The organism is Coprococcus sp. AF102-57, assembly GCF_027686195.1.
Taxonomy (GTDB): domain Bacteria; phylum Bacillota; class Clostridia; order Lachnospirales; family Lachnospiraceae; genus Allocoprococcus; species Allocoprococcus comes.
Map to the genome: position 1 here is coordinate 52952 of NZ_JAQCSY010000014.1, position 20745 is coordinate 73696.

At 43.2% G+C, this 20745-nt stretch carries 22 protein-coding genes; 1 reads left to right on the forward strand and 21 read right to left on the reverse strand.

Going from position 1 to position 20745, the window contains the following annotated elements:
• Positions 1–10 precede the first annotated feature (10 nt).
• From PGZ10_RS10205 to PGZ10_RS10225, 5 genes are read right to left on the reverse strand one after another with little or no spacing between them, the layout of a single operon-like run.
• Positions 11–787 carry a YlmH/Sll1252 family protein gene (locus tag PGZ10_RS10205; RefSeq protein WP_008370265.1) on the reverse strand — a complete coding sequence of 259 codons (777 nt, stop codon included), beginning with the start codon at positions 785–787 and terminating at the stop codon, positions 11–13.
• A gap of 17 nt (positions 788–804) precedes the next feature.
• Positions 805–1350, reverse strand: coding sequence for a cell division protein SepF (locus PGZ10_RS10210; protein WP_008370263.1), 546 nt, complete (start codon positions 1348–1350; stop codon positions 805–807).
• A gap of 28 nt (positions 1351–1378) precedes the next feature.
• Positions 1379–2077 carry a YggS family pyridoxal phosphate-dependent enzyme gene (locus PGZ10_RS10215; protein WP_008370261.1) on the reverse strand — a complete coding sequence of 233 codons (699 nt, stop codon included), beginning with the start codon at positions 2075–2077 and terminating at the stop codon, positions 1379–1381.
• Between the two features lie 17 nt (positions 2078–2094).
• Positions 2095–3510 (reverse strand): HlyD family efflux transporter periplasmic adaptor subunit, encoded by a 1416-nt coding sequence (locus tag PGZ10_RS10220; RefSeq protein WP_118198276.1) that lies wholly within the window; start codon positions 3508–3510, stop codon positions 2095–2097.
• 17 nt (positions 3511–3527) lie between these two features.
• Positions 3528–4472, reverse strand: a complete 945-nt coding sequence (locus tag PGZ10_RS10225; protein ID WP_118198277.1) for a TIGR01212 family radical SAM protein — start codon at positions 4470–4472, stop codon at positions 3528–3530.
• Between the two features lie 79 nt (positions 4473–4551).
• Between PGZ10_RS10225 and PGZ10_RS10230 the strand changes: the two genes are divergently transcribed.
• Positions 4552–4758, forward strand: coding sequence for a DUF378 domain-containing protein (locus PGZ10_RS10230; RefSeq protein WP_022221010.1), 207 nt, complete (start codon positions 4552–4554; stop codon positions 4756–4758).
• 122 nt (positions 4759–4880) lie between these two features.
• Here the strand turns inward: PGZ10_RS10230 and PGZ10_RS10235 are convergent, their stop codons facing one another.
• From PGZ10_RS10235 to miaA, 16 genes are all read right to left on the reverse strand, one after another.
• Positions 4881–5867 carry a D-alanyl-D-alanine carboxypeptidase family protein gene (locus tag PGZ10_RS10235; RefSeq protein WP_243014308.1) on the reverse strand — a complete coding sequence of 329 codons (987 nt, stop codon included), beginning with the start codon at positions 5865–5867 and terminating at the stop codon, positions 4881–4883.
• Entirely contained in the window at positions 5851–6246 is a 396-nt protein-coding gene (locus PGZ10_RS10240; protein ID WP_008370250.1) for a methylglyoxal synthase, read from the reverse strand. Before PGZ10_RS10240 ends, PGZ10_RS10235 begins: the two co-directional genes overlap by 17 nt.
• A gap of 14 nt (positions 6247–6260) precedes the next feature.
• Positions 6261–7385: an FtsW/RodA/SpoVE family cell cycle protein gene (locus PGZ10_RS10245; protein ID WP_055157102.1), complete on the reverse strand. Its 1125-nt coding sequence runs from the start codon at positions 7383–7385 to the stop codon at positions 6261–6263.
• Positions 7382–7612, reverse strand: coding sequence for a cell division topological specificity factor MinE (locus PGZ10_RS10250; RefSeq protein ID WP_022221008.1), 231 nt, complete (start codon positions 7610–7612; stop codon positions 7382–7384). The genes PGZ10_RS10245 and PGZ10_RS10250 overlap by 4 nt, the downstream gene beginning before the upstream one ends.
• Before the next feature lie 11 nt (positions 7613–7623).
• The gene (gene minD, locus PGZ10_RS10255) at positions 7624–8415 is read right to left on the reverse strand and encodes a septum site-determining protein MinD (RefSeq protein WP_117558341.1); all 792 of its coding nucleotides are present in this window, start codon (positions 8413–8415) and stop codon (positions 7624–7626) included.
• 13 nt (positions 8416–8428) lie between these two features.
• Entirely contained in the window at positions 8429–9073 is a 645-nt protein-coding gene (locus tag PGZ10_RS10260) for a septum site-determining protein MinC (RefSeq protein WP_242999992.1), read from the reverse strand.
• A 19-nt stretch (positions 9074–9092) separates the two neighbouring features.
• Positions 9093–11933, reverse strand: coding sequence for a penicillin-binding transpeptidase domain-containing protein (locus PGZ10_RS10265; protein WP_416810409.1), 2841 nt, complete (start codon positions 11931–11933; stop codon positions 9093–9095).
• Between the two features lie 61 nt (positions 11934–11994).
• Positions 11995–12522, reverse strand: a complete 528-nt coding sequence (gene mreD / locus PGZ10_RS10270; protein WP_173826051.1) for a rod shape-determining protein MreD — start codon at positions 12520–12522, stop codon at positions 11995–11997.
• Positions 12523–12524: 2 nt separating this feature from the next.
• On the reverse strand, positions 12525–13412 hold the full coding sequence (gene mreC, locus PGZ10_RS10275) for a rod shape-determining protein MreC (RefSeq protein WP_117823648.1): 888 nt from the start codon (positions 13410–13412) through the stop codon (positions 12525–12527).
• Positions 13413–14435, reverse strand: a complete 1023-nt coding sequence (locus PGZ10_RS10280) for a rod shape-determining protein (RefSeq protein ID WP_118198279.1) — start codon at positions 14433–14435, stop codon at positions 13413–13415.
• A gap of 21 nt (positions 14436–14456) precedes the next feature.
• A complete protein-coding gene (gene radC / locus PGZ10_RS10285; protein ID WP_008370231.1) occupies positions 14457–15167 on the reverse strand; it encodes a RadC family protein in 711 nt (236 codons plus the stop codon).
• A 66-nt stretch (positions 15168–15233) separates the two neighbouring features.
• Positions 15234–15494 carry a DUF4321 domain-containing protein gene (locus tag PGZ10_RS10290; RefSeq protein ID WP_008370229.1) on the reverse strand — a complete coding sequence of 87 codons (261 nt, stop codon included), beginning with the start codon at positions 15492–15494 and terminating at the stop codon, positions 15234–15236.
• A gap of 105 nt (positions 15495–15599) precedes the next feature.
• Positions 15600–17252, reverse strand: a complete 1653-nt coding sequence (locus tag PGZ10_RS10295) for an NAD(P)/FAD-dependent oxidoreductase (protein WP_118198280.1) — start codon at positions 17250–17252, stop codon at positions 15600–15602.
• Positions 17245–18480, reverse strand: coding sequence for an aminoacetone oxidase family FAD-binding enzyme (locus tag PGZ10_RS10300; protein WP_270541347.1), 1236 nt, complete (start codon positions 18478–18480; stop codon positions 17245–17247). The genes PGZ10_RS10295 and PGZ10_RS10300 overlap by 8 nt, the downstream gene beginning before the upstream one ends.
• Before the next feature lies 1 nt (position 18481).
• Positions 18482–19777, reverse strand: a complete 1296-nt coding sequence (locus PGZ10_RS10305; protein ID WP_117558327.1) for a methionine gamma-lyase family protein — start codon at positions 19775–19777, stop codon at positions 18482–18484.
• Entirely contained in the window at positions 19777–20742 is a 966-nt protein-coding gene (miaA, locus tag PGZ10_RS10310) for a tRNA (adenosine(37)-N6)-dimethylallyltransferase MiaA (RefSeq protein ID WP_182438560.1), read from the reverse strand. Before miaA ends, PGZ10_RS10305 begins: the two co-directional genes overlap by 1 nt.
• Positions 20743–20745: the final 3 nt, after the last annotated feature.

Below are 20745 nucleotides of genomic sequence, written 5' to 3' on the forward strand. Positions count from 1 at the left end.
GCTAATGCCATTAGATATACTTTCGGATTGTAACATAATAACGTCCCTTTTTTGTCTCGGAAAGAACTCCTTCGTACTGAAAACGTCCCATCTGTCTTACGGAAATGATATCGTTGTCCTTTACATGATATCCATTACTGGTAATCAGCTTTCCGTTTACATATACACGCCCAGCCTCAATCAATGCAGTAAGTTTACTTCTGGACGAAGAAAAAGCCAGTGAAAGAAGGGAATCCAGGCGTACTGACGCAACAGTCCCCTTAATCTCTTCGTACTTTGGCTCCCATTTAAAATCTGCATTTTCTACTTCTACGGCACGAACGGTTGTATGACGTACCCTGGTCAGTTCTTTTACAAGAAACTCCGTCAGTTCCTGATGTACAAAAACATAAGCTTCCTTATCGTGAATCAGAATATCTCCCGTCTTTGCCCGTGTGATCCCAAGGTTCAGAAGTGCACCCAGATAATCTCTGTGTGATAATTCCTCAGCAAATTTCGGCTGTAGCGGACTGATCTTCAGAATGCGGATCGGATATGTACTGCGGATACTTTCCTCATCCATATACATATAAAAAGCATCAGGTAGAAATGCTGCCATCTGACGCTCTGACGGATCATACCCGCCAAAGGTCCTGTATGGAACAGGGAAAGAATCCTTCGGCGTAGTATGTAATATATTCAGTTCATTCAGGTTCAGGAAATCGGAATACATAATGATTCCTCTCTGATAAGCATTGTTAGACAGCTCAATCAGACGTTTGCGAAGTAAAGTCTCTTCTTTTTCCATACCCTGTCTTCTTTCTTCTAGTAACGGTTCTGGATCGGCACATCGAACGAAGTATTCAGAAGATCCTGCATATCGCCGGAAATATCAACATTTGCCGGTGTTACCAGAAAAATATAACTTGAAATCTTCTGAAGATTACCATCAATTGCAAAAGCAGATCCTGATGTGAAATCAATAATTCTCTGCGCGATCTCAAGATCCATACCTTCCAGATTCAAAATAACAGTTCTTCCCGCGAGAAGAGTCTCTGTAATCTCACGTGTATCATCCATTGCGTTTGGTTTGATTACACAAACTTCCATTGCAGGAGCATTTCTGCGTGTAGAAGGCTGGCGCATCGGGGTGACTTTATTTGAACGACCTGATTTTTTAAGCTGATAATCTTCCTCTTCTTCTTCGTAAGCAGCCGGTTTATCTTTCTTTCCAAAAATATTCTTTTTTGGCTTCTCTTCTTCATATGACTCATCTTCAAAATCGTCATCTTCATCGTAGAAATCATCATCATACTCATCATCGTCGCCGTTTAATTTCATAACGTCTAAAAACTTATCTAATACTCCCATTTTTCTTATACACTCCTATCTGTGGTATCTAAATCTGATGAGCATAATTTCGCTCGCCAAAAATTGCTGTCCCTATCCGAACCATGGTGGCTCCCTCTTCTATAGCAACTTCAAAATCATTGGTCATCCCCATTGAAAGAATACTCATGTTAACATTATCAACTTTTTCCTTTGCAATGTCAACAGATAATTTTCGTAAGTTTGCAAAATGTATACGATTTTCTTCCGGGTTTTCTACAAACGGAGCAATTGTCATCAATCCTTGTACTTTTATGTGTTGAAATCTGACAATTTCATGAATAAAATCCATAACTTCCTCTGGCATCAGACCGAATTTTGTATCTTCTTTTGCCATGTTTACTTCGAGAAGCACATTTACAACAATACCTTTTTTCGCTGCTTCTTTATCAATTGTTTCCGCAAGACGAATAGAATCAACAGAATGGATCAGCTCTGCCTTATCGATGATATATTTTACTTTGTTGCGCTGCAGATGACCAATCATCTGCCAGTGAATATCCTTTGGCATTATGTCATATTTTTCATCCAGTTCCTGCACTTTATTTTCACCAAAATAACGGCAACCGTAAGCATACGCTTCTTCCAGCATTTCTACCGGTTTGGTCTTGCTGACAGCAATCAGTGTTACATCCTCCCGTTTTCTGCCGGAGCGTTCGCATGCAGCGCATACACGCGCTTCCACATCTTTTAAGTTTTCTGTGATCATTTCTTTCACTCCATTTCTTATTGACTTACTATCTGATTATCCCGAACAGAATCTCCGTTCAGGGCAATATGATCATAATTGGATAGACTGTAGCTGTTTCCTTCTGCAATAATATAGTATTCATCACTCTCACTCAGGATCTGAACCTGCTTGAATACAGCATAGCCTTTATTGACATTATAAACTCCTTTGATGCTTTCGGTTTTCAAAAGATCCATCGTATCGGAAGATTCCGGCAACAAAAGAGTATCTCCTTTTTTCAGATTCTCTGTATCCAGATATGCAATACCCGATTCCGTATCCTCGTTAATGATCGTCACCGGAATAAATTCCGTTGTCGTCTTTCCTTTTTTGGTCGTCTGCCTGTAGACACCTTCGTTCTGAGAAGCCCCGCCGCTCGTGATATAATCTATCGGAACAGCATAACAGTCTTTCTCCGTTACCGAGGTTTTCGGAATCTTAAGCCCGGACTCGTCTTCCAGGATCAGTTCAATATTCACGAACCGTTCATCTGCATACCGGATCATGGAATCCTTAAAAGTAATATTGACATAAATATCATTTTTCTTTTCCGTAAGTCGCATAGTTCCCCACAGGTCCTTATTATCCTTCAGGAATCTGACCTCAACAGAAAGGGAATCTTCCCCGTTCATTTTTTTCTGGAAGGTTTGTGCCAGATCAGAGGTCAGGCGTACCGTTACCGTCCACTCTTCATCTGTGACCAGGCGATATACCGGCTGCCCTGCATCAATCTTCTGGTTGCCTGAAAGCTCTGTGACACTGTAATTTGCTTTATCAAACATCTCATCCGTGATATTATCTGTCGTCAGATTTTCATAGCCATCTACCGAAAGCTCCACGATTCCGTCATCCGGGCTTTGAAATGCATCTACATTTCCGGACTGCAGAATAGAATTCAGCTGTGCAACCCTGCTCTGTGTCGTATTGTTCTGTAAGATCGCTGTTACTTCACTTTTCAGATTTGATGCCGTCTTAAACTCCTCCGGTGAATAGGATTCATTAAATCCCTGTGCCTTCAGCAGAATACTGTTCCATTCATCTGCATTCAGGGAAACTTCTTCATTGCTGTCCTGATCCGTCTGTGTCTCGAGCTTGGAAGACGTAATGGTGTAAATATTGGTTCCAAGTGCAACCTTCTGTGCATCGTCTACAAAATAATTGACATATCCGCTTTTTTCAGCATTCACCACCGTTTCTTTTCTGAGAACTATTCCGGTAAGATTCCTGTCTTTTAAAATGCTTCCTTCCCGTACCTCATATACACTCACTCTGTCTTTTGTAAAATAGATCAGAACGGTAAAAACAAGATACAAAAAAATAATTCCAAACAGAATCGTACCAATATTTAAATGTCCTTTTCGTTTATATTTCTGGAGGCTGACGACCTCCGTATTCTTCTTTTTCCCAGCCAAAAATCAAGCCTCCAAATCTATTCGGATTTTAACAGACATAGTGCCGCACCATTCAGATAATCACAGCACCTGCCCTGATACCTGCCTTCCTCTTCCATCTTCTGCAGCAGTTCGTCCCTCAGCCTCCACCAGCTGCATCCCCAGTTACAGAACACCGCATCTTTCTCAGGAATTCTTGAAAACATTCGTTCTACTGCCACGGTTTCCGGAATCTGTTCAAGAAACGTAATCACTCTTTCAAAATATTCTTCCTTTGAACATACCGTTATTTTACCATTTTCATACCAATCGCACAACCGTGTATTTCTGGCAATATAAAGCGAATGCAGTTTCACAATATCCACACCAAGCGCAGTAAGGATTCTTGCAGTCTCTTTTGCATCCGCTGCCGTATCTCCCGGAAGATTAAGAATCACATGGGTACAGATTGAAATACCAGTATATCTTTTAATCCGCAGTACTGCATCGATAAATTCTGCAAGACCATGTCCCCTGTCGATCATCTGCAGTGTATGATAATTTGCTGTCTGTAATCCAAGTTCTACATTCATCTGAATTCCGGTCATCGCGCGGATATCTCTCATAATATCAAGATACTCAGCCGAAACACAATCCGGTCTTGTGGAAACAGATATCTCCACGACACCCGGAATCTTGGTAGCCTCCATCAGATAACTGCGAAATCTGTCCGGAGGAAGAAAGGTATTGGTATAATTCTGAAAATATGCAATATATTTGTTGGCATGGTATTTTCTCGTGATCATCTGTCTGGTCCGTGTCAACTGTTCTGTGACAGAAACTGCAGCCGACATTGCCTCAAATCCGGTTCCTGCACCGGCACAGAATGCACATCCATCTCCGTTAAGACGGTTCGGACATGTGACCGGAAGGTTCACCGGAAGCTTGTATACTTTTTCACCATATTTGTTTTTCAGGTAATCCGAATATTTATAATATAACATATTTTTCCTCTCATTTATGAATAATTACAAAATTTTAACACATACTAACCGCATAGAATCGTATAAGGAGGATATTTACATGAAATGGTTTGATAATACAGCACTCACCGTCGTGATCATCGGTGCTGTGAACTGGCTTCTGATCGGTATATTCCGTCTGGATCTTATTGCCTGGCTTTTTGGAAACATGTCATGGCTCTCACGTATCGTCTACACGATCGTCGGACTGTGTGGACTCTACCTGATCAGTCTTTTTGGTAGAATCGGATCCATGTCCGAATCTTAATACGCCCAGGTAATGTACCTGATACCATCTCGGTGTATTTTCTACATGCTTGAAAAAAAGAAAGGGGCTCCCAGACAAGAGATGCCCCTTTTTGTGTATACGATAAGATTCACACACCACATTTACTGCTGACCAGACGGGATTGCCTCGATCAATGATGTCATATCCTCATACAGAACCGGTTTTTCTGAGGCTCCCATAACAATCGATATGTATGGATTGTCACTGGAATCTTTTTCCATCAGAATCAGACAATATCCTGCTTCATCCGTTGTCCCGGTCTTCCCGCCTACGATCGTAACATTCTCCGGCACATCCACCTCTCCCTGCGCATAGAGATTGGTCGGTGTAAACAACGCCTCCTGGCTGTTACCGTCCACATCTGTATAATATGCGGTATATGCTTCACTCTGTATGATATTTACAAAATCTTCATGCTTTATGCACTCATTAAATATCAGATAAAGGTCATACGCTGTTGTATAATGATTGTCATCATGCAGTCCGTGCGGATTCATAAAATGAGTCCCGTTCGCCATCAATTCCTGGGCTCTGCGGTTCATCATATTAACAAACGCTTCTTCTGATCCACCTACATATTCCGCGATTGCAGTTGCTGCATCATTTCCAGAATACAAAAGAAGAGCTCCCAAAAGATCCCTGAGTGTCCAGACTTCTCCTTTCGCAAGACCGCACACCTGTGCATCCGCCGAAAAACTGGATGCATCTGCGTTTCCACTGATCGTCACCTGGTCATCCAAATTTGCATTCTCAATAGCGAGAAGTGCCGTCATGATCTTGGTTGTACTGGCAGGATACAGTCGTTCATGCGCTTTATAAGAATATAATACACGTTCTCCTGTAAGATCAAATAATGCAGCACTGTGCAATTCAGTATCTTCTGTATATCCCTCTAACGCCACATCATTTTGTGCTACACACAGCTCCTCTGCATAAAGCTTTCCCTGGTATAAATCCTGATTATAATTTTTAAGTTCATATGCTGTCACAGGTGTTGCTCCTTTTCCTCCGATGCAACCACCTGTAAACAGACTTATCGATGCCACACATACCAGTGCGGCACTTTTTGCTCTACTTATACATCTCACGCCAATCCAAGTCTCCTCTGTCTAATGCAAGTATAATGATTTCTGCCGTTGCAAGATTGGTAGCCATCGGGATGTTGTGCATGTCACAAAGACGAATGACATCATTTACATCCGGTTCATGTGGCTTTGGATTCTGTGGATCCCGAAGAAAGATCAGAGCATCAATTCCATTCTGTGCAATCTGCGCACCGAGCTGTTGTTTGCCGCCCAGCGGTCCCGCAAGATATTTGTGAATAGAAAGATTAGTAACTTCTTCGATCAGCCGGCCGGTTGTACCGGTCGCATACAACTCATGCTTGCTCAAAATCCCACGATATGCAATACAGAAATTCTGCATCAGTGTTTTCTTAGAGTCATGCGCAATAAGTCCGATATTCATTTTCTCAGCTCCTTTTACTGATATTTTTTAGGCTGAAGCCCTATATTTAATACAATGCCAATTCCCATATACAAGCTGATAAGCGAAGTCAGTCCGTAACTAACAAACGGAAGGGGAATTCCTGTATTTGGTAAGATTCCTGTTGCCACGCCGATATTGATAAACGACTGAAATCCTATCTGCGCGGCTACACCGCAGCAAATAATCCGCCCCGCCAGATCTTGTGCCCTGAGTCCTATCAATATGCATTGTACTACAATCAATAATAACAGACCAATCACGATACAGCAACCCACAAAACCTAATTCTTCACCTACAATTGCAAAAATAAAGTCTGTCTGTGGCTCAGAAATAAAATTTCCATTCTTCACGGATGTGGTTGTATTATTATTCAGTCCTTTACCGGTAAGCTGTCCGGAACCAATCGCCATAATTGCATTATTCTGCTGGTAAGCTTCATCACTTGCATATTTCTGCGGTTCCAGCCATGCCAGAATACGCTTTTGCTGATAATCGTGCAGAAATGGCTGATTTGGCTGTACAACAATACTGATAAAAATAATCGTAACCGGAACCAGAATCGCAATCAGGGTTCCGATAAATCGATAACTCAGTCCCGCCAGATACATCATAGCACAAAAGACAAGCGCTATGGATAAGGTTGTTGAAAGGTCTGGCTGAAGAACGATCAGGATCAGTGTTGGTGCAATCAGTCCTACTGCTTTCAGGATGGTTGCAGCACTGTTCAGATCATCCTCATGATTCATCAGAAATTTTGCAAAGAATACGACAACCAGTATTTTGCTGAGCTCTGATGGCTGAAAATTCGTCACTCCGATATCGATCCACCGCTGTGCACCATTTACATTGGTTCCAAACAGCTTTACACATACCAGTGCAATGATATTGATCCCGTATAAAATCCAGTAAAAGTTCAGAAGCCATACATAGTCTATCATCGAAAGAATGATCATCAGGATCACTCCGGCGACAAGTCCTATGATCTGTCTTCCCTGTACTGCCTGCTTTGCACTTCCGATTACCATAACTCCGATAATCGATATAGCAATAACAGAAATGACCAGACCGAATTTCACATCTTTTAAATGATAAGGTTTTGTCTTTTTTGGTAATCTCACGATTTTTCTCCTGTCAAGTTGATTCTAATCTGTGAACGTGTTATTTCCACTTTAAAATTATCTTCGGTTATCTTCATGTATTTTCCGATTGTGTGGTATAATTCTCCGCACAAAAGTTCATAAGTATCTGGCTGACACTGCACCCGGTCCGAAACAAGAAGGCTTTTCAAACGTTCTTTTGCAATGCGGACAGATGAATGGTGCATACCTCTTTCAAATACATGCATGATACATCCTCCTAATTTCTTTTAAACATATGGGAAAGTTTGTAAAACAGACCTTCCTGTTTATCCAGATCGAGAAATGGTACTTCTTCACCGGTTATACGCCGGCAGATATTGGTATATGCTTTTCCTGCCAGCGAATCCATATCTACAACCGTCTCTCCCTGGTTCGTTCCGATCACGACCTGTTCATCATCCGGAATTGCTCCGATCAGATCGATAGGAAGAATCTCTGTCACATCTTCTACTGACATCATCTCTCCTCTTTTCACCATATCCATCCTGATACGGTTAATAATAAGATTCAGTTTTTTCATGTGATTCTGCTCCAGCAGCCCAATGATGCGGTCAGCATCACGAATGGAGGATACTTCTGGCGTTGTCACAACAAATGCTCTGTCAGCTCCGGCAATCGCATTCTGGAATCCCTGCTCAATTCCTGCCGGACAATCCAGTAAAACGTAATCAAATTCATCTCGAAGCTCATTTGTAAGCTTGATCATCTGCTCCGGTGTGATCGCTGACTTATCCTTTGTCTGTGCCGATGGCAGCAGATACAGATTTTCATGACGCTTATCACTGATCATCGCCTGCTTCAAACGGCAGCCACCTTCGATCACATCGACCAGATTATATACGATCCGGTTTTCAAGTCCCATGACAACATCCAGATTCCGAAGGCCCAGATCCGTATCGATCACCAGTACCTTTTTCCCGAGCCTTGAAAGTCCGGCACCTATATTTGCTGTCGTTGTTGTTTTTCCGACACCGCCTTTTCCCGATGTCACTACAATAATTTCACCCATTTTTCAGATCCTCCTACCACTCCAAATTCTCCAGTGGATCGATATAAATGCGCTTGCCGTCAAGACGGGCGATACTTGGTCTTACGGTTTCGTCCTGAAGATATGTATGTGTTGATACAATATCTGCAATCTTCATCACATGCGGTCTCATCGACAACGCCGTAATAAACGCATTCCGATCTCCTGTTGCCCCGGCATGTACCGTTCCCCTTACCGCACCCAGCACAACAATATTGCCCTTGGATACTACGGTTGCACCAAACTCTACATCGCCAAGTATAATAATACTCTGCTCTGTCTCCAGTACCTGCCTTTGTCTGAGTGTACCTTTGTAGAACTGACCTTCTTTTCTGGTTAAACTGTTAAGAGAGTCTTCTACTACTTTTTTGTATAATCTTTCTGTATTTTCATTAGTATCAAAAATACAGACAATATGGATATGAGCGACATCAGTGATCAGACCAATGACCTCTTCTTCCTGTGGTTTTGTAAGAATCCGCCCTTCAAACGTAACCGCCATGGTCGCATCTTTGAAAAAGCGGGCAGATTCGGTAAATTTTTCTCTCAATTCCTTCAGAATCTCTGTATACTCTGCATCAGGATCCATATGAACAATCAGACCGTATTTATTACTTTTAATGATGACTTTCTGTTTCATACCTGTGATCCCCCTCAATCTAGTCTCCATGTGTCGATGATGAACCTGCTGCCGATGCATGCCCTGTGATCAGCTCATCACGGCTTGTCTCTCCATAATAATAGCGCATCAGGTCTCTTCCAATCTCTGACGGATATAAAGATTCATAACCATTTTTGATACGGATCGCAAATGCGACTTCCGGATCGTCACTTGGCGCATAGCCAACAAACAGACCGTGATCCGGATGTGTAGTACTCTGCTGTGCCGTACCGGTTTTACCTGACATTGTAATATTTCCCAGCGAAGAATATGTACTGTTGCTGGTAACAACTGCCCGCATTCCCGACTGAACAGCATCCCATGTATTTCCGGAAACACCCTCTATCTGGTTCAGCACATCCGGTTCGTAAGTTTTTGTTACCTTACCATCCTTATTTTCCACATGATCCAGAAGGGAAAGATTATAAACAGTTCCTCTGTTTGCAATTGCTGTAACATATCTTGCAAGCTGAGTTGTCGTATAGTTATTAGTACCCTGACCGATTGCAGAACGTACAGAGTCCTGATCAGATACCTGAGGTGACGATTCCGGAATTTCGATTCCTGTTGTCTGGTTCAGTCCAAACATAGTCGCATATTTCAGAAGCGTCTCACATCCCTGGTCAGAAGAATATCCCGACTCGCTGCTCTTTGCATTACTGAGCATCTGGTTTGTAAGTCCCAGACGGTATCCAACTTCATAGAAGAACATATTGCAGGAATGCTGGATCGCACTCGTCACATTCAGACTTCCATGCGACCCCGGATAAATCCAGCATCGTGGACTCGGTGAAATTTTTTCATAGAGTCCGCCGCAGCTGATATACGTACTGGTATCAATGACATCTTCTGTCAGTCCGGCAACAGCAACCAGTGGTTTGTAAGTAGATCCCGGTGCCGTCTTCTCCTGCGTCGCATTATTATATAACGGTGCTGACTGATCATTTAAAAGCTTTGTATAATAGCCTGAATCCATGGTATTTGCAAGCCGGTTATTATCATATCCCGGGTAGGATACACAGGCAAGAAGCTGTCCGGTCTTCGTGTCAGTTACTACGACCGATCCGGTAGATGGTTCCAGTCCAAGCTGTCCCGGTGTGATTTCCAGATCTTCAATCTTGGAATACATGAAATCATAGGCGGTCATTGTACCATCCGCAAGCTTATTATAAACATCTGCATCATAATTCAGAATTCCCTGCTCATAAAGCATCATACCAATCTGGCTTCCTGTGATTTCTTCATTGCGTATCATATACTTGTAGATCAGTTTGTCAAATCCGGAATCCTTAGGAAGATTTGCACTGATATACGCCAGAATCCCCTGATATACTTCATTCTGATCCGAATACTCACTGTCACTGTTCATATAATCAGTCAGTTTTGATGTATCGATCCAGTTCTTGGAGATCGCATAATTCAGATAAGTATAGAGACTGATGCTCTCATCATTTTCCCACGCAATATATGTAGAATCATTGGTATCAATCGAATCTTTCTGAATGATTGCTGCATTCTGGGTAAGTACAGTACTGATAATATAACTGAGATATGCCTGCATATCCTCATCACAGTCTTTATATGCCGGCGCACCTGAATCACTCAGCTGTGCCATCACATCTGCAAGCACTGCCTCCTTTTTGGAGGAAAATGACGCATACACACTTTTCTCAGTCTCCCCGGCATCCGCAGCCTCAAAATGTCCCACATTCAGAACCTCATTGGAAATAAATGCATTGTAAACATCACCAATCGGTATCTTCACATCACTTCCCTCTTCTGCCTGTGTACGGTCATAGGTCAGAGACGTAGTCAGATTGGAAAGGATGATTCCGGCAAGCTTTTCTTCCAGGAGATCATAAGCTGCCTTTTGCAGATTGGCATCAATAGAAAGATAGACATCATTTCCTGCTTTTGCCTTTTTCCCCTGCTTGGACTCAATGACCTTTCCCACACTGTTAACATAAAGTTTGATTTCACCTTTTTCACCTTGAAGTGTTTTATCCAGTGTCTGCTCCAACCCTGCTTTTCCAACCACATCCGTAAGAGAATACGAGTCCGACTCCTTTTCATCCAACGCATCATATTCATCTTGTGAAATTACGCCCGTATAACCAAGAATAGACGCAAAATATTTGCTGTCCGGGTAATAACGGATTGAATCCTCTTCAATATTAACTCCCTGAAGAGTATCCAGGTTTTCCATAATAGCAGCTGTTGTACTTTCACTGACATCACTTGCAATCGTTGTAGCCACATACTTCTGATAGCGATTCAGTCCCATGGAATACCGGATTGTTACCAGCTTCAGGATTTCTTCTTTGGACAGTTTCTGTTCGTCCAGCCCATAACCGTAGGTCTCATCTGTACAGAGATAATGCATCAGATCTGCCGCACTGTATGCCTTCTGCTTGTTACTGAGCTTATCAATGGTTGCTTTTCCAAACACATCCGCAAGGAACCGCAGACGCTGCACCTCGCTTGTCATGGAATAAGCATATTCTCCATTATCATTGAGAATAATTTTGAAATCATTGACAATAGAATCTCCATTCGATTCAACAATACTGATCACTTTCTCAATTGTTGCATTGATGATTTTATTTTTCTCTTTAACCGTATCATAGTCACCGTTGTCTTCAATCGTGACGGAATATGCGAGCTTGTTATCTGCCAGAACCACTCCGTTCCGGTCCAGGATACGACCTCTGGTTCCCTGTACCTCTTTTGTTTTCTGGATCTGAAGCTTATAGTCATCCAGATATGCCTGTCCGTTTACGATCTGTAAAGCAAACACACGCTGTATCAAAATTGCAGAAAGCACAATAAACACAAGCATCAGCACAAACACTCTAGATTTTACCAAGTCGATAAACCATCTTTTCAGACGATCCAATAAATCAAACAAATCTGCTAGCACTCCTTTTTTCTTCTTCTTCAAGTCTTCGGTTAATATGCAGAATGATCTGATACAGAACCAGTGTAACCAGAATCGTGTAAACCAGTTCCGGCATGATCACATGTCTCAGATAATTCAAAAAATGGAAATCACTTTTTAACATGAATAAAAGGACATAAATCACCATACCATATAGAAACTCACTGCCGGCAATAAGTGCCAACGGGAGTTTAATGTCTTCGTCATAAAATACTCTCTGGAAAAATCCGTTGCCATATCCGATCAGCATATAGATCAGCGCATAAAATCCAAGCAGATTTCCACCTAGTATATCTTTTAAAAGTCCACAGAAAAAGCCGATGATCATCCCTTCTTTTTGTCCCCTCATAAATCCAAATGAGGACGTCACGATAATCAGGAGATTCGGAATAATCGAGGCAAACGCCAGCTTTTGAAACACCGTTGTCTCCAGAAGAAAACAGACAGTGATCAACACAGCACAGATCAGGATCCTTTTAATCTTTTTCATGTCTATTCGCCTCCGTTATCGCTTCCACTTTCACCTTTTCCATCGATCAGATCCTGCTTTGTTGTTGTAATAACAAGAACTTCCTGTAATTCCTTAAAATCCGTAGCAGGAATGATATATCCGGATCTTGTCAGGTTATTGGAATCTACATTTACCTCTGAAATATATCCAACCAGAAGTCCCTGCAGATATTTGCTGCTGATATTCGATGTTACAACCTGTTCTCCAACCGCCACTTCATTTTCATTATTGGCAAGCTGTTCAAATTTTAAAAGTCCGTCCTGCACCGTCTGCAGATCTCCGCTTACAATACATTTGTCAAAGGTTGTCAGGATCATGGCACTTACATTTTTATCATCGATAATCGAACTTACTGTTGCCCAGTTCGGTCCGACTTCTGTGACGATTCCAACCAGTCCGGTTCCAGATAGGACATTCATATCTTTCCTGATCCCATCATTGCTTCCCTTATCAATCGTAAATTTCGAAAACCAGTTGCTATTCTCGCTGGCGATTACATTTGCAGCAACTTTCGGATAATCCGCTGTATTCTGATCCATCTTATATAGTTCTTTATATCTTTCCAGCGTTGCTGAATTCTGCTGCAACCGGTTATTCTCAGTCGTCATCTCTTCCAGGCGGGATTTCAGTTCTTTGTTTTCTTTTTTTATTTCCTGAAGTGTTGCAAAATTCTCTGAAACATCGCCGATCCACATCCCGACACGGTTGATTCCTTTCTGCATCGGCACGATCGTGTAACCTGCTGCCCAGGAAAGCGGTCCTTTCCCGGACTCTGCAAATCCGGAAAGTCCCATCAATACAATACATATGATAGCAAGGATCAGCAACCAGTATTTATTTGATGTCGAAAATTGATTCTTTCTTTTCATCTATCTTATCCACCTATAATTTTCATCCAACATTGAGTACGAAATTTTTTTAAGTTCTTTTGAATTGATCATCCGTCGCAGCCCTTCTACTGCACACAGATCCGGCTTAGCAGCCACATGCACCGGATATCCAGTCACAGCTTCTATGTACCGGTCAAGCCCCGGTAGCCTGGAAACACCACCCGTCAGACAGATTCCATTCTTTTTGATTGAACGGGCTACCTCCGGTGGGGTCCGTTCAATCAACTGACCAATCTGCGAAGTACAGGTTTCCAGAGATTCTTTCATCGCAGCCCGTACCGCACTGCTTGGGATTTCCTGGTATCTTGGTACACCAACAACCAGATTACGTCCGGCAACCACCATGGAAGCTTTTCCGTTTCCGCCAAGCACTCCAAAACGTTTTCTGAGAGCCTCGGCTGTCTGTCTTCCGATCAGAAAATCATAATTCCGGCGGACCATATTCTGAACTGCCACATCAAATGTCATACCACCAATCTTAAGCATTTTATTAAGTACCATGCCACCTGAACCTACTACAGATAATTCGGTTGTAGCCGCACCAAAATCAACGATCAGCATCCCTTTTGTCTTCCGGACATCAATTCCCATTCCGATACACTGCGCAACACCGCGTTCTACAATACTCACTTCTTTTGCTTTCGCCGTTGAATGAACAACCAGATCAAAAAACGCCCGTTTTTCAACTTCTGTGACATCCGTAGGTACTGCGATCAGATATTCTGATCCTCTTGTAAAACGGCGCTCTTTCTTCAGCAGATTCTGAAGAAGATACTGCATATCCGTAAATCTGCTGATTACACCTTCTTTCATCGGAAACACCACTTCAATATTTCCCGGTGTTCTCTCGAACATCGCATATGCTTCATCGCCGACAGCCAAGATCTCTTTTCCGTCCACAATAGCAATTACATTCTTCTCTTTCCACGTACTGTCCTGCTTTTTATCATACACCTTGATCTCATAAGTTCCGAGATCAAGACCGTAAATATTTCGCGCCATAATCTAAAGTTCCTTTCCATACTACTTTTCCTTAAGCAGCTTCTGCTCTGCGAGTGATACATAGCAGTTATCACCAATAATGATATGATCCAGAAGTTCAATTCCAAGAAGGCTTCCGCCCTCCCGGATGCGCTGTGTCACAAGAATATCTTCCCTGCTCGGCATCGGATCACCACTTGGATGATTGTGCAACAATATAATATAGACTGCGTTCTTTTGCAATGCCTCTATAAAAAGCTCTCTCGGGGAAATTACGGACATGTTTACTGTCCCTCTCGAAATTTCGCTTTCTCCGATCAGTCTGGAACGCGTATTCAGCATCAGCAGTTTCAAATGCTCCTGCCTGTAATAGCGCATATCTTCCATATAATATGCTGCAATTGTATCCGGTCTTGAAAAATCCAGATCTTCTCTGGCTGAAAGCTGGGACATTCTCTTGGAAAGTTCACAAAGACATAAGATCTGAATAGCCTTTACTCTTCCGATTCCACTGATTTTCAGCAGTTCTTCTTTTGTCCAGCTTTGAAGATGGGCTTTGGCTTGTGGCTGTGTACCTTCTCCGGGATAAAAAAGCTTCCTGGCAAGATCCAGTGCACTCTCTCCCTTTGTTCCAGTCCTTAACAAAACAGCGAGCAATTCAATATCTGTTAAACTGCCCGCCCCAAAGCGTTCACATTTTTCATATGGCCGCTCTTCTGATAACATTTCTCGAATGGTATTTTTTTGATTCATCCTTTTGCAGGATTTGTTGATTCACACCAGACTCTCCACCCTTGTATATGGGATGCTTTATACATCCTATAAGAAACGATAAATGAATATGGAGATAATCACTCCAATAATGCTTGCGATCGTGATCTTAATCGTAAGACCAAACGTAATAACGACAAGTCCGAGGTTCAAAACAATCGGTGTCTCTACCCCGAAAGTCTGTCCATAAGAAAGCCAGCTAAGTGCTGGAACCCCTTCTGCAAGCACACCGATAAAGCCACCCAGAACAATCCCTGCCAGAATCAGCAGAAATAACGCCCAGGCATTCTTACTTCCGGCTCCTCTCATCTGTACTCCTCCTCTTTTGAATCACAAACTGGTATCATTTTAGCATATTTTAAAAAACGTGTATAGACTTTTTAAATATTATTTTTTTCTTAACACAGCTGTTTTCTATAAAAACGGTGCATATTTTTGTCGAATTTTCTCTGCGATTTTAATACCGTCTGCTGCCGCCGACGTAATCCCGCCGGCATATCCTGCGCCCTCTCCGCAAGGATAAAGTCCTCCAATCACGCTTTCCAGCGAATGATTATCTCTTACGATCCGTACCGGCGAAGAGGTTCTGCTCTCCACTCCGGAAAGAACGGAAAGAGGATGCGAAAATCCTCGAATTTTCTTGTTAAAATCTTCCATCCCATCCACCAGCGCACTACTGATCTTTGCCGGGAAAATCCCCGCCAGGTCTGTCTCTTCATACGCACCCTTCATACATGGCTCATGTCCCTGATACCAGACTTCTGCTTCGGTCTTTTCCTTTTCTTTTCCGGTCACACTCCGGTAAAAATCCCCGTATCTCTGTACCGGAATTTTTCCTTTTCCTGCTTTGTAAGCTGCCTTTTCCAGTTTTCTCTGGAATGCAATTCCGGCAAGCGGATGGTCGCTTTCAAAATCCTCCGGTGTAACCGTCACAACGATTGCGCTGTTGGCATTGTGGCTGTCGCGGGCATGATAGCTCATTCCGTTGACCGCAAGATATCCCTCCTCCGAAGACGCATTAACCACATAGCCTCCCGGACACATACAGAATGAATATACACCTCTTCCATCCGGCAGTTTTGCAGTCAGCTTATAGGCTGCTGCCGGAAGAGATGCCTTTGCATCCCCATATTGGGAATGATCGATCAACTCCTGCGGGTGTTCTGCACGTACACCAACCGCAAAGGATTTTGCCTCCATCGGAACCTTTTTCTCGAAGAGCATCGCAAAGGTCTCCCGCGCACTGTGTCCCGGTGCCAGAACCAGCGTCTCCGTCTGTATTTCTTCTTTTTCTTTTTTCAGAAGATCTTCATATATGATCCCTCTGATCCGCCTTGTATTTTCTGTAAAAAGGACCTCTGTCATCTGTGTATGGAAATGGATTTCACCACCCCACACAAGGATTTTCTCCCGCATATTTCTGATCACAGTCCGTAGAATATCCGTTCCAATGTGTGGTTTATTCACATAAAGAATGTCTTTTGGTGCTCCGTTTTCCACGAAAATCTCCAGCACCTTACGATTGCGCCCCACCGGATCCTTGATCAGTGTATTTAGTTTTCCGTCTGAAAACGTCCCTGCTCCGCCTTCTCCAAACTGCACATTAGAATCCGGTTTCAGCACCCCCGTCTTCCAGAACTCCTCAACATCTTTCTGTCGCTCTTCTACCGGTGCCCCCTGTTCCAGAAGAACCGGCTGATACCCATATTCTGCAAGAAAATACGCACAGAAAAGTCCGGCAGGACCGCATCCGACAACTACCGGACGTGACTTCAATTTTTCGTTGCCTCCTGCCGGAAAAACATATGGCATTGCTTCATGGAGTTGCACATTGCCTGCACGCTTTTTTCGGGTAAGCATCTTCAAAAGCTGTTTTTCATTGTCCGCTTTTACATCCACAGTATAGACATAGAACAGCTCCGGCTTCTTTCTGGCATCCAGAGACTGCTTGATAATCTCATAGCTCTGTACCGCTTCTGTCCTGCACATCAGTGTGTGCACAATCTTTTTCTTCAAATCCTCTTCCGTATGCGTAACCGGAAGCTTCAGCTGACTGATTCTAAGCATTTGCCGCTCCTTTCCCTGCCAGATAACCACTGGTCCATGCCCACTGCAGATTGTAACCTCCGCAGATTCCATCTACATCCAGAATTTCTCCTGCAAAATAAAGTCCTTTTACAAGCTTCGACTCCATCGTGTCCGGATCAATCTCGCTTGTATCTACACCCCCCGCACAGATCTGCGCCTGTTCAAACGGATTTGTCTTATCAATATAAGTCCGGAAATGCTTACAGATCCGGCAAAGTCTTTCCAGATTCTCTTCACCAAGGTCATGCACCGGCATTGTTCCCGAAATTCCAATTCTCTTAAGCAGCGCACCGGCAAGCTTTTTGTGGAATAATCCATTAAAATACTGTTCCATCACAAAACCATCCAGCCTTATCTTCCGTTCCTTTAACATCTGCAAAAATTCTACATCTCCAAAATCCGGCATAAAATCCAGTTCTGCAAAAACTTCTTTCTTTTCATACAGACCTCTCGCCGCATAACGGCTGATCTGAAAGACCGGGATCCCGGAAATACCATAATCCGTAAGCTGCAGCTCGCCGATATCAGAAGCCGTTTCTGTCCCATCGATAAAAACCGTTACTTTTCCATGAGTACGCACGCCTGCAACTTGCCGGTACAGCTTTTCCCTGCACCGAAGCTGTACCAGAGCCGGGACAACCGGAACCAGCTTATGTCCCAGCATTTTTGCCAGGTCATATCCACTTCCGTCACTCCCTAGCTTTGCAGCTGCCTTTGATCCGGCCGCAAGGATCACAGCCTCACCGGAAATCATTCCTTTTTTCCCATCTTTTGAAAAACTGATCTGAAAACCATTTTTCTTTGGTATGATCCCAAATACGCGAACTCCGGTATGAATCCGGATCTTTGCCAGTTTCAGCGCAGACTCCAGTGCTTCCCTCACTGCCGAGGCTTGCTCAGACCAGGGATACAGATAGCCATTTTTATCCTTCGGATAAATTCCAAGATTTTTAAAAAAAGACGTTGTCTCAGGCTCAGAAAATTTTCCGATTGATTTCCATGCAAATCCGCTATTGTCGCTTCGATAGCAGGATGGATCCTGAAAACGATTGGTAAAGTTACATCTGCCATTACCCGTCGACAGTATTTTTCTGCCAATTATTTCATTCTGTTCCAGAAGCAGTACATCTGCGCCGTTCTGCGCCGCCGTAAGTGCAGCCATACTGCCAGCTGCTCCGCCGCCGATGATGATGACTCTTTTTTTCATTCTATAATTCCTTTACAATTCCTTTTTCATATAACTTCTGAAGAGACATTAAAATACCAAGTTTTGCATGCGCCCAGGTGAGACCTCCCTGAAAATATACTGCATACGGTTCTTTGATCGGTCCATCTGCACTCAGTTCGATGGACGATCCCTGTACAAATGCCCCTGCCGCCATAATCACATCACTGTCATATCCCGGCATTGCCCACGGTTCCGGTGTTACATAACTGTCAACCGGTGCTGCCGCCTGGATTCCCTGACAGAATGCAATTACACCTTCCGCACTTCCAAGTGTTACCGCCTGAATGATATCATGGCGTTCCTCTTTTCCGTCCGGTACAACTGCATAACCAAGCTTTTCATATACATTCGCCGCAAAAATAGCACCTTTTAATGCACCTGCAACAACAGTCGGTGCAAGGAAAAGTCCCTGATAAAACGACTGCATCACACCAAGTGAAGCACCCACTTCTTTTCCAAGTCCAGGAGAAGTAAGGCGGTAAGCACACTGCTCGATCAGATCCTTTCTTCCAGCCACATAGCCACCGATCGGGGCAAGTCCGCCGCCCGGATTCTTGATCAGGGAACCGACAACCAGATCCGCACCCACATCACTTGGCTCCTTTTCTTCTACGAATTCACCATAGCAGTTATCCACCATACAGATGACTTCCGGTTTGATCTTCTTGACAAATGCAATTGCTTCCCCAATTTGATCCACAGAAAAACTCGGTCTTGTCTGATATCCTTTGGAACGCTGAATCGTGATCAGCTTTGTTTTCTCGCCAATCGCTTTTTCAATCGAATCAAAGTCAAAGCTTCCGTCCGGCAGCAGGTCCACCTGGTTATAGATTACTCCATATTCTGCAAGGGAACCTGTGGATGGGCGGATTCCAATGACCTCTTCCAGTGTGTCATAAGGCTTTCCTGCGATGGAAAGCAGTTCATCACCAGGTCTTAAATTTGCAGAAAGTGTTAAAGCAAGTGCATGGGTTCCACAGGTAATCTGTGGTCTTACCAGCGCATCTTCGGTATGAAAGACATTTGCATACACCTTTTCCAGCGTATCTCTTCCGAAATCATTGTATCCATAGCCAGATGCATAGTTAAAGCATTCTGCATTCACCCTTGCTTCCTGCATGGCATGAATGACCTTCAGCTGGTTCAACTCTGCCATCTTATCGATCTTATCAAAACGTTCTTTCAGTGATTTTTCAATTTTTTCTCCAAAGTCATAAACTTCCGGTGAAATTCCGGTCTGTTCATATAATTTCTGTATTTTCTGACTGATATCCATTAGTCTGTAATCTCCTTTTCTTTCAGTATCGCAAGCATTGCTTGCAAAATCTTCTCTTCATCGTATCCGAATTCCTCTTTCTGGATCCAGTTCACATCCCGCTCTCTGCGGAACCAGGTCAATTGACGTTTTGCAAAATGACGGGTATCCCTTTTCAGGATCGTTACCGCTTCTTCAAGTGAATTCTTTCCATCCAGATAATCCAGAATTTCCTTATATCCAAGTCCCTGCATTGAAACCATTTCCCTTGTGCATCCTCTGATCTTTAAAGCAGTCACCTCATCTACAAGCCCCTGCTCCACCATCAGATCCACACGACGATCAATCCGCTCATACAAACGGCTACGCACATCATTCAGAACAAAATACGCAAACCGATACGGGGAATCCTTCTCCCGTTCTGCTTCATTATGTTCGGAAATCTTTGTTCCTGTCTCATGATAATATTCCAGAGCACGAATCACCCGTTTTACATTATTTGCATGAATTGCATCTGCCGATTTTGGATCCGCTTCCCGCAGCCTGTCATGGAGTGCCTGCGCACCATGCTCCTTTGCATACGTTTCCAGCTTCTTTCGATAGGCAGTGTTTTCTTCTCCCTTTTCAAAATCAATGTCATACAAAAGCGCCTGGATATAAAATCCCGTGCCACCTACAACAATCGGAATACGTCCTCTCTTATAGATCTCTACCATTGCATCTTTTGCCATCTTCTGAAAAACAGCTACATTAAATTCCTCTTCCGGATTAAGCACATCGATCAGATAATGTTTCACACCTTTCATCTCTTCCGGCAAAATCTTCGCGGAACCAATATCCATGTGCCGGTATACCTGCATCGAATCCGCCGAAATGATCTCTCCTCCAATTGCTTTTGCAAGGCCAATCGACGCAGCCGTCTTTCCGACAGCAGTTGGGCCTGTCAATATGATCAGTGGCTTTTTCTTCTCTGTCATCTGTGTCATGTT

Coding starts and splice junctions, on each gene's coding strand:
- PGZ10_RS10205 (WP_008370265.1), bottom strand. CDS start 787: ATGGAAAAAGAAGAGACTTTACTTCGCAAACGTCTGATTGAGCTGTCT.
- PGZ10_RS10210 (WP_008370263.1), bottom strand. CDS start 1,350: ATGGGAGTATTAGATAAGTTTTTAGACGTTATGAAATTAAACGGCGAC.
- PGZ10_RS10215 (WP_008370261.1), bottom strand. CDS start 2,077: ATGATCACAGAAAACTTAAAAGATGTGGAAGCGCGTGTATGCGCTGCA.
- PGZ10_RS10225 (WP_118198277.1), bottom strand. CDS start 4,472: ATGTTATATTATAAATATTCGGATTACCTGAAAAACAAATATGGTGAA.
- PGZ10_RS10230 (WP_022221010.1), top strand. CDS start 4,552: ATGAAATGGTTTGATAATACAGCACTCACCGTCGTGATCATCGGTGCT.
- PGZ10_RS10240 (WP_008370250.1), bottom strand. CDS start 6,246: ATGAATATCGGACTTATTGCGCATGACTCTAAGAAAACACTGATGCAG.
- PGZ10_RS10250 (WP_022221008.1), bottom strand. CDS start 7,612: ATGCATGTATTTGAAAGAGGTATGCACCATTCATCTGTCCGCATTGCA.
- minD (WP_117558341.1), bottom strand. CDS start 8,415: ATGGGTGAAATTATTGTAGTGACATCGGGAAAAGGCGGTGTCGGAAAA.
- PGZ10_RS10260 (WP_242999992.1), bottom strand. CDS start 9,073: ATGAAACAGAAAGTCATCATTAAAAGTAATAAATACGGTCTGATTGTT.
- PGZ10_RS10265 (WP_416810409.1), bottom strand. CDS start 11,933: ATGCTTGTGTTTATTGTGCTTTCTGCAATTTTGATACAGCGTGTGTTT.
- mreD (WP_173826051.1), bottom strand. CDS start 12,522: ATGAAAAAGATTAAAAGGATCCTGATCTGTGCTGTGTTGATCACTGTC.
- mreC (WP_117823648.1), bottom strand. CDS start 13,412: ATGAAAAGAAAGAATCAATTTTCGACATCAAATAAATACTGGTTGCTG.
- PGZ10_RS10280 (WP_118198279.1), bottom strand. CDS start 14,435: ATGGCGCGAAATATTTACGGTCTTGATCTCGGAACTTATGAGATCAAG.
- radC (WP_008370231.1), bottom strand. CDS start 15,167: ATGAATCAAAAAAATACCATTCGAGAAATGTTATCAGAAGAGCGGCCA.
- PGZ10_RS10290 (WP_008370229.1), bottom strand. CDS start 15,494: ATGAGAGGAGCCGGAAGTAAGAATGCCTGGGCGTTATTTCTGCTGATT.
- PGZ10_RS10295 (WP_118198280.1), bottom strand. CDS start 17,252: ATGCTTAGAATCAGTCAGCTGAAGCTTCCGGTTACGCATACGGAAGAG.
- PGZ10_RS10300 (WP_270541347.1), bottom strand. CDS start 18,480: ATGAAAAAAAGAGTCATCATCATCGGCGGCGGAGCAGCTGGCAGTATG.
- PGZ10_RS10305 (WP_117558327.1), bottom strand. CDS start 19,777: ATGGATATCAGTCAGAAAATACAGAAATTATATGAACAGACCGGAATT.
- miaA (WP_182438560.1), bottom strand. CDS start 20,742: ATGACACAGATGACAGAGAAGAAAAAGCCACTGATCATATTGACAGGC.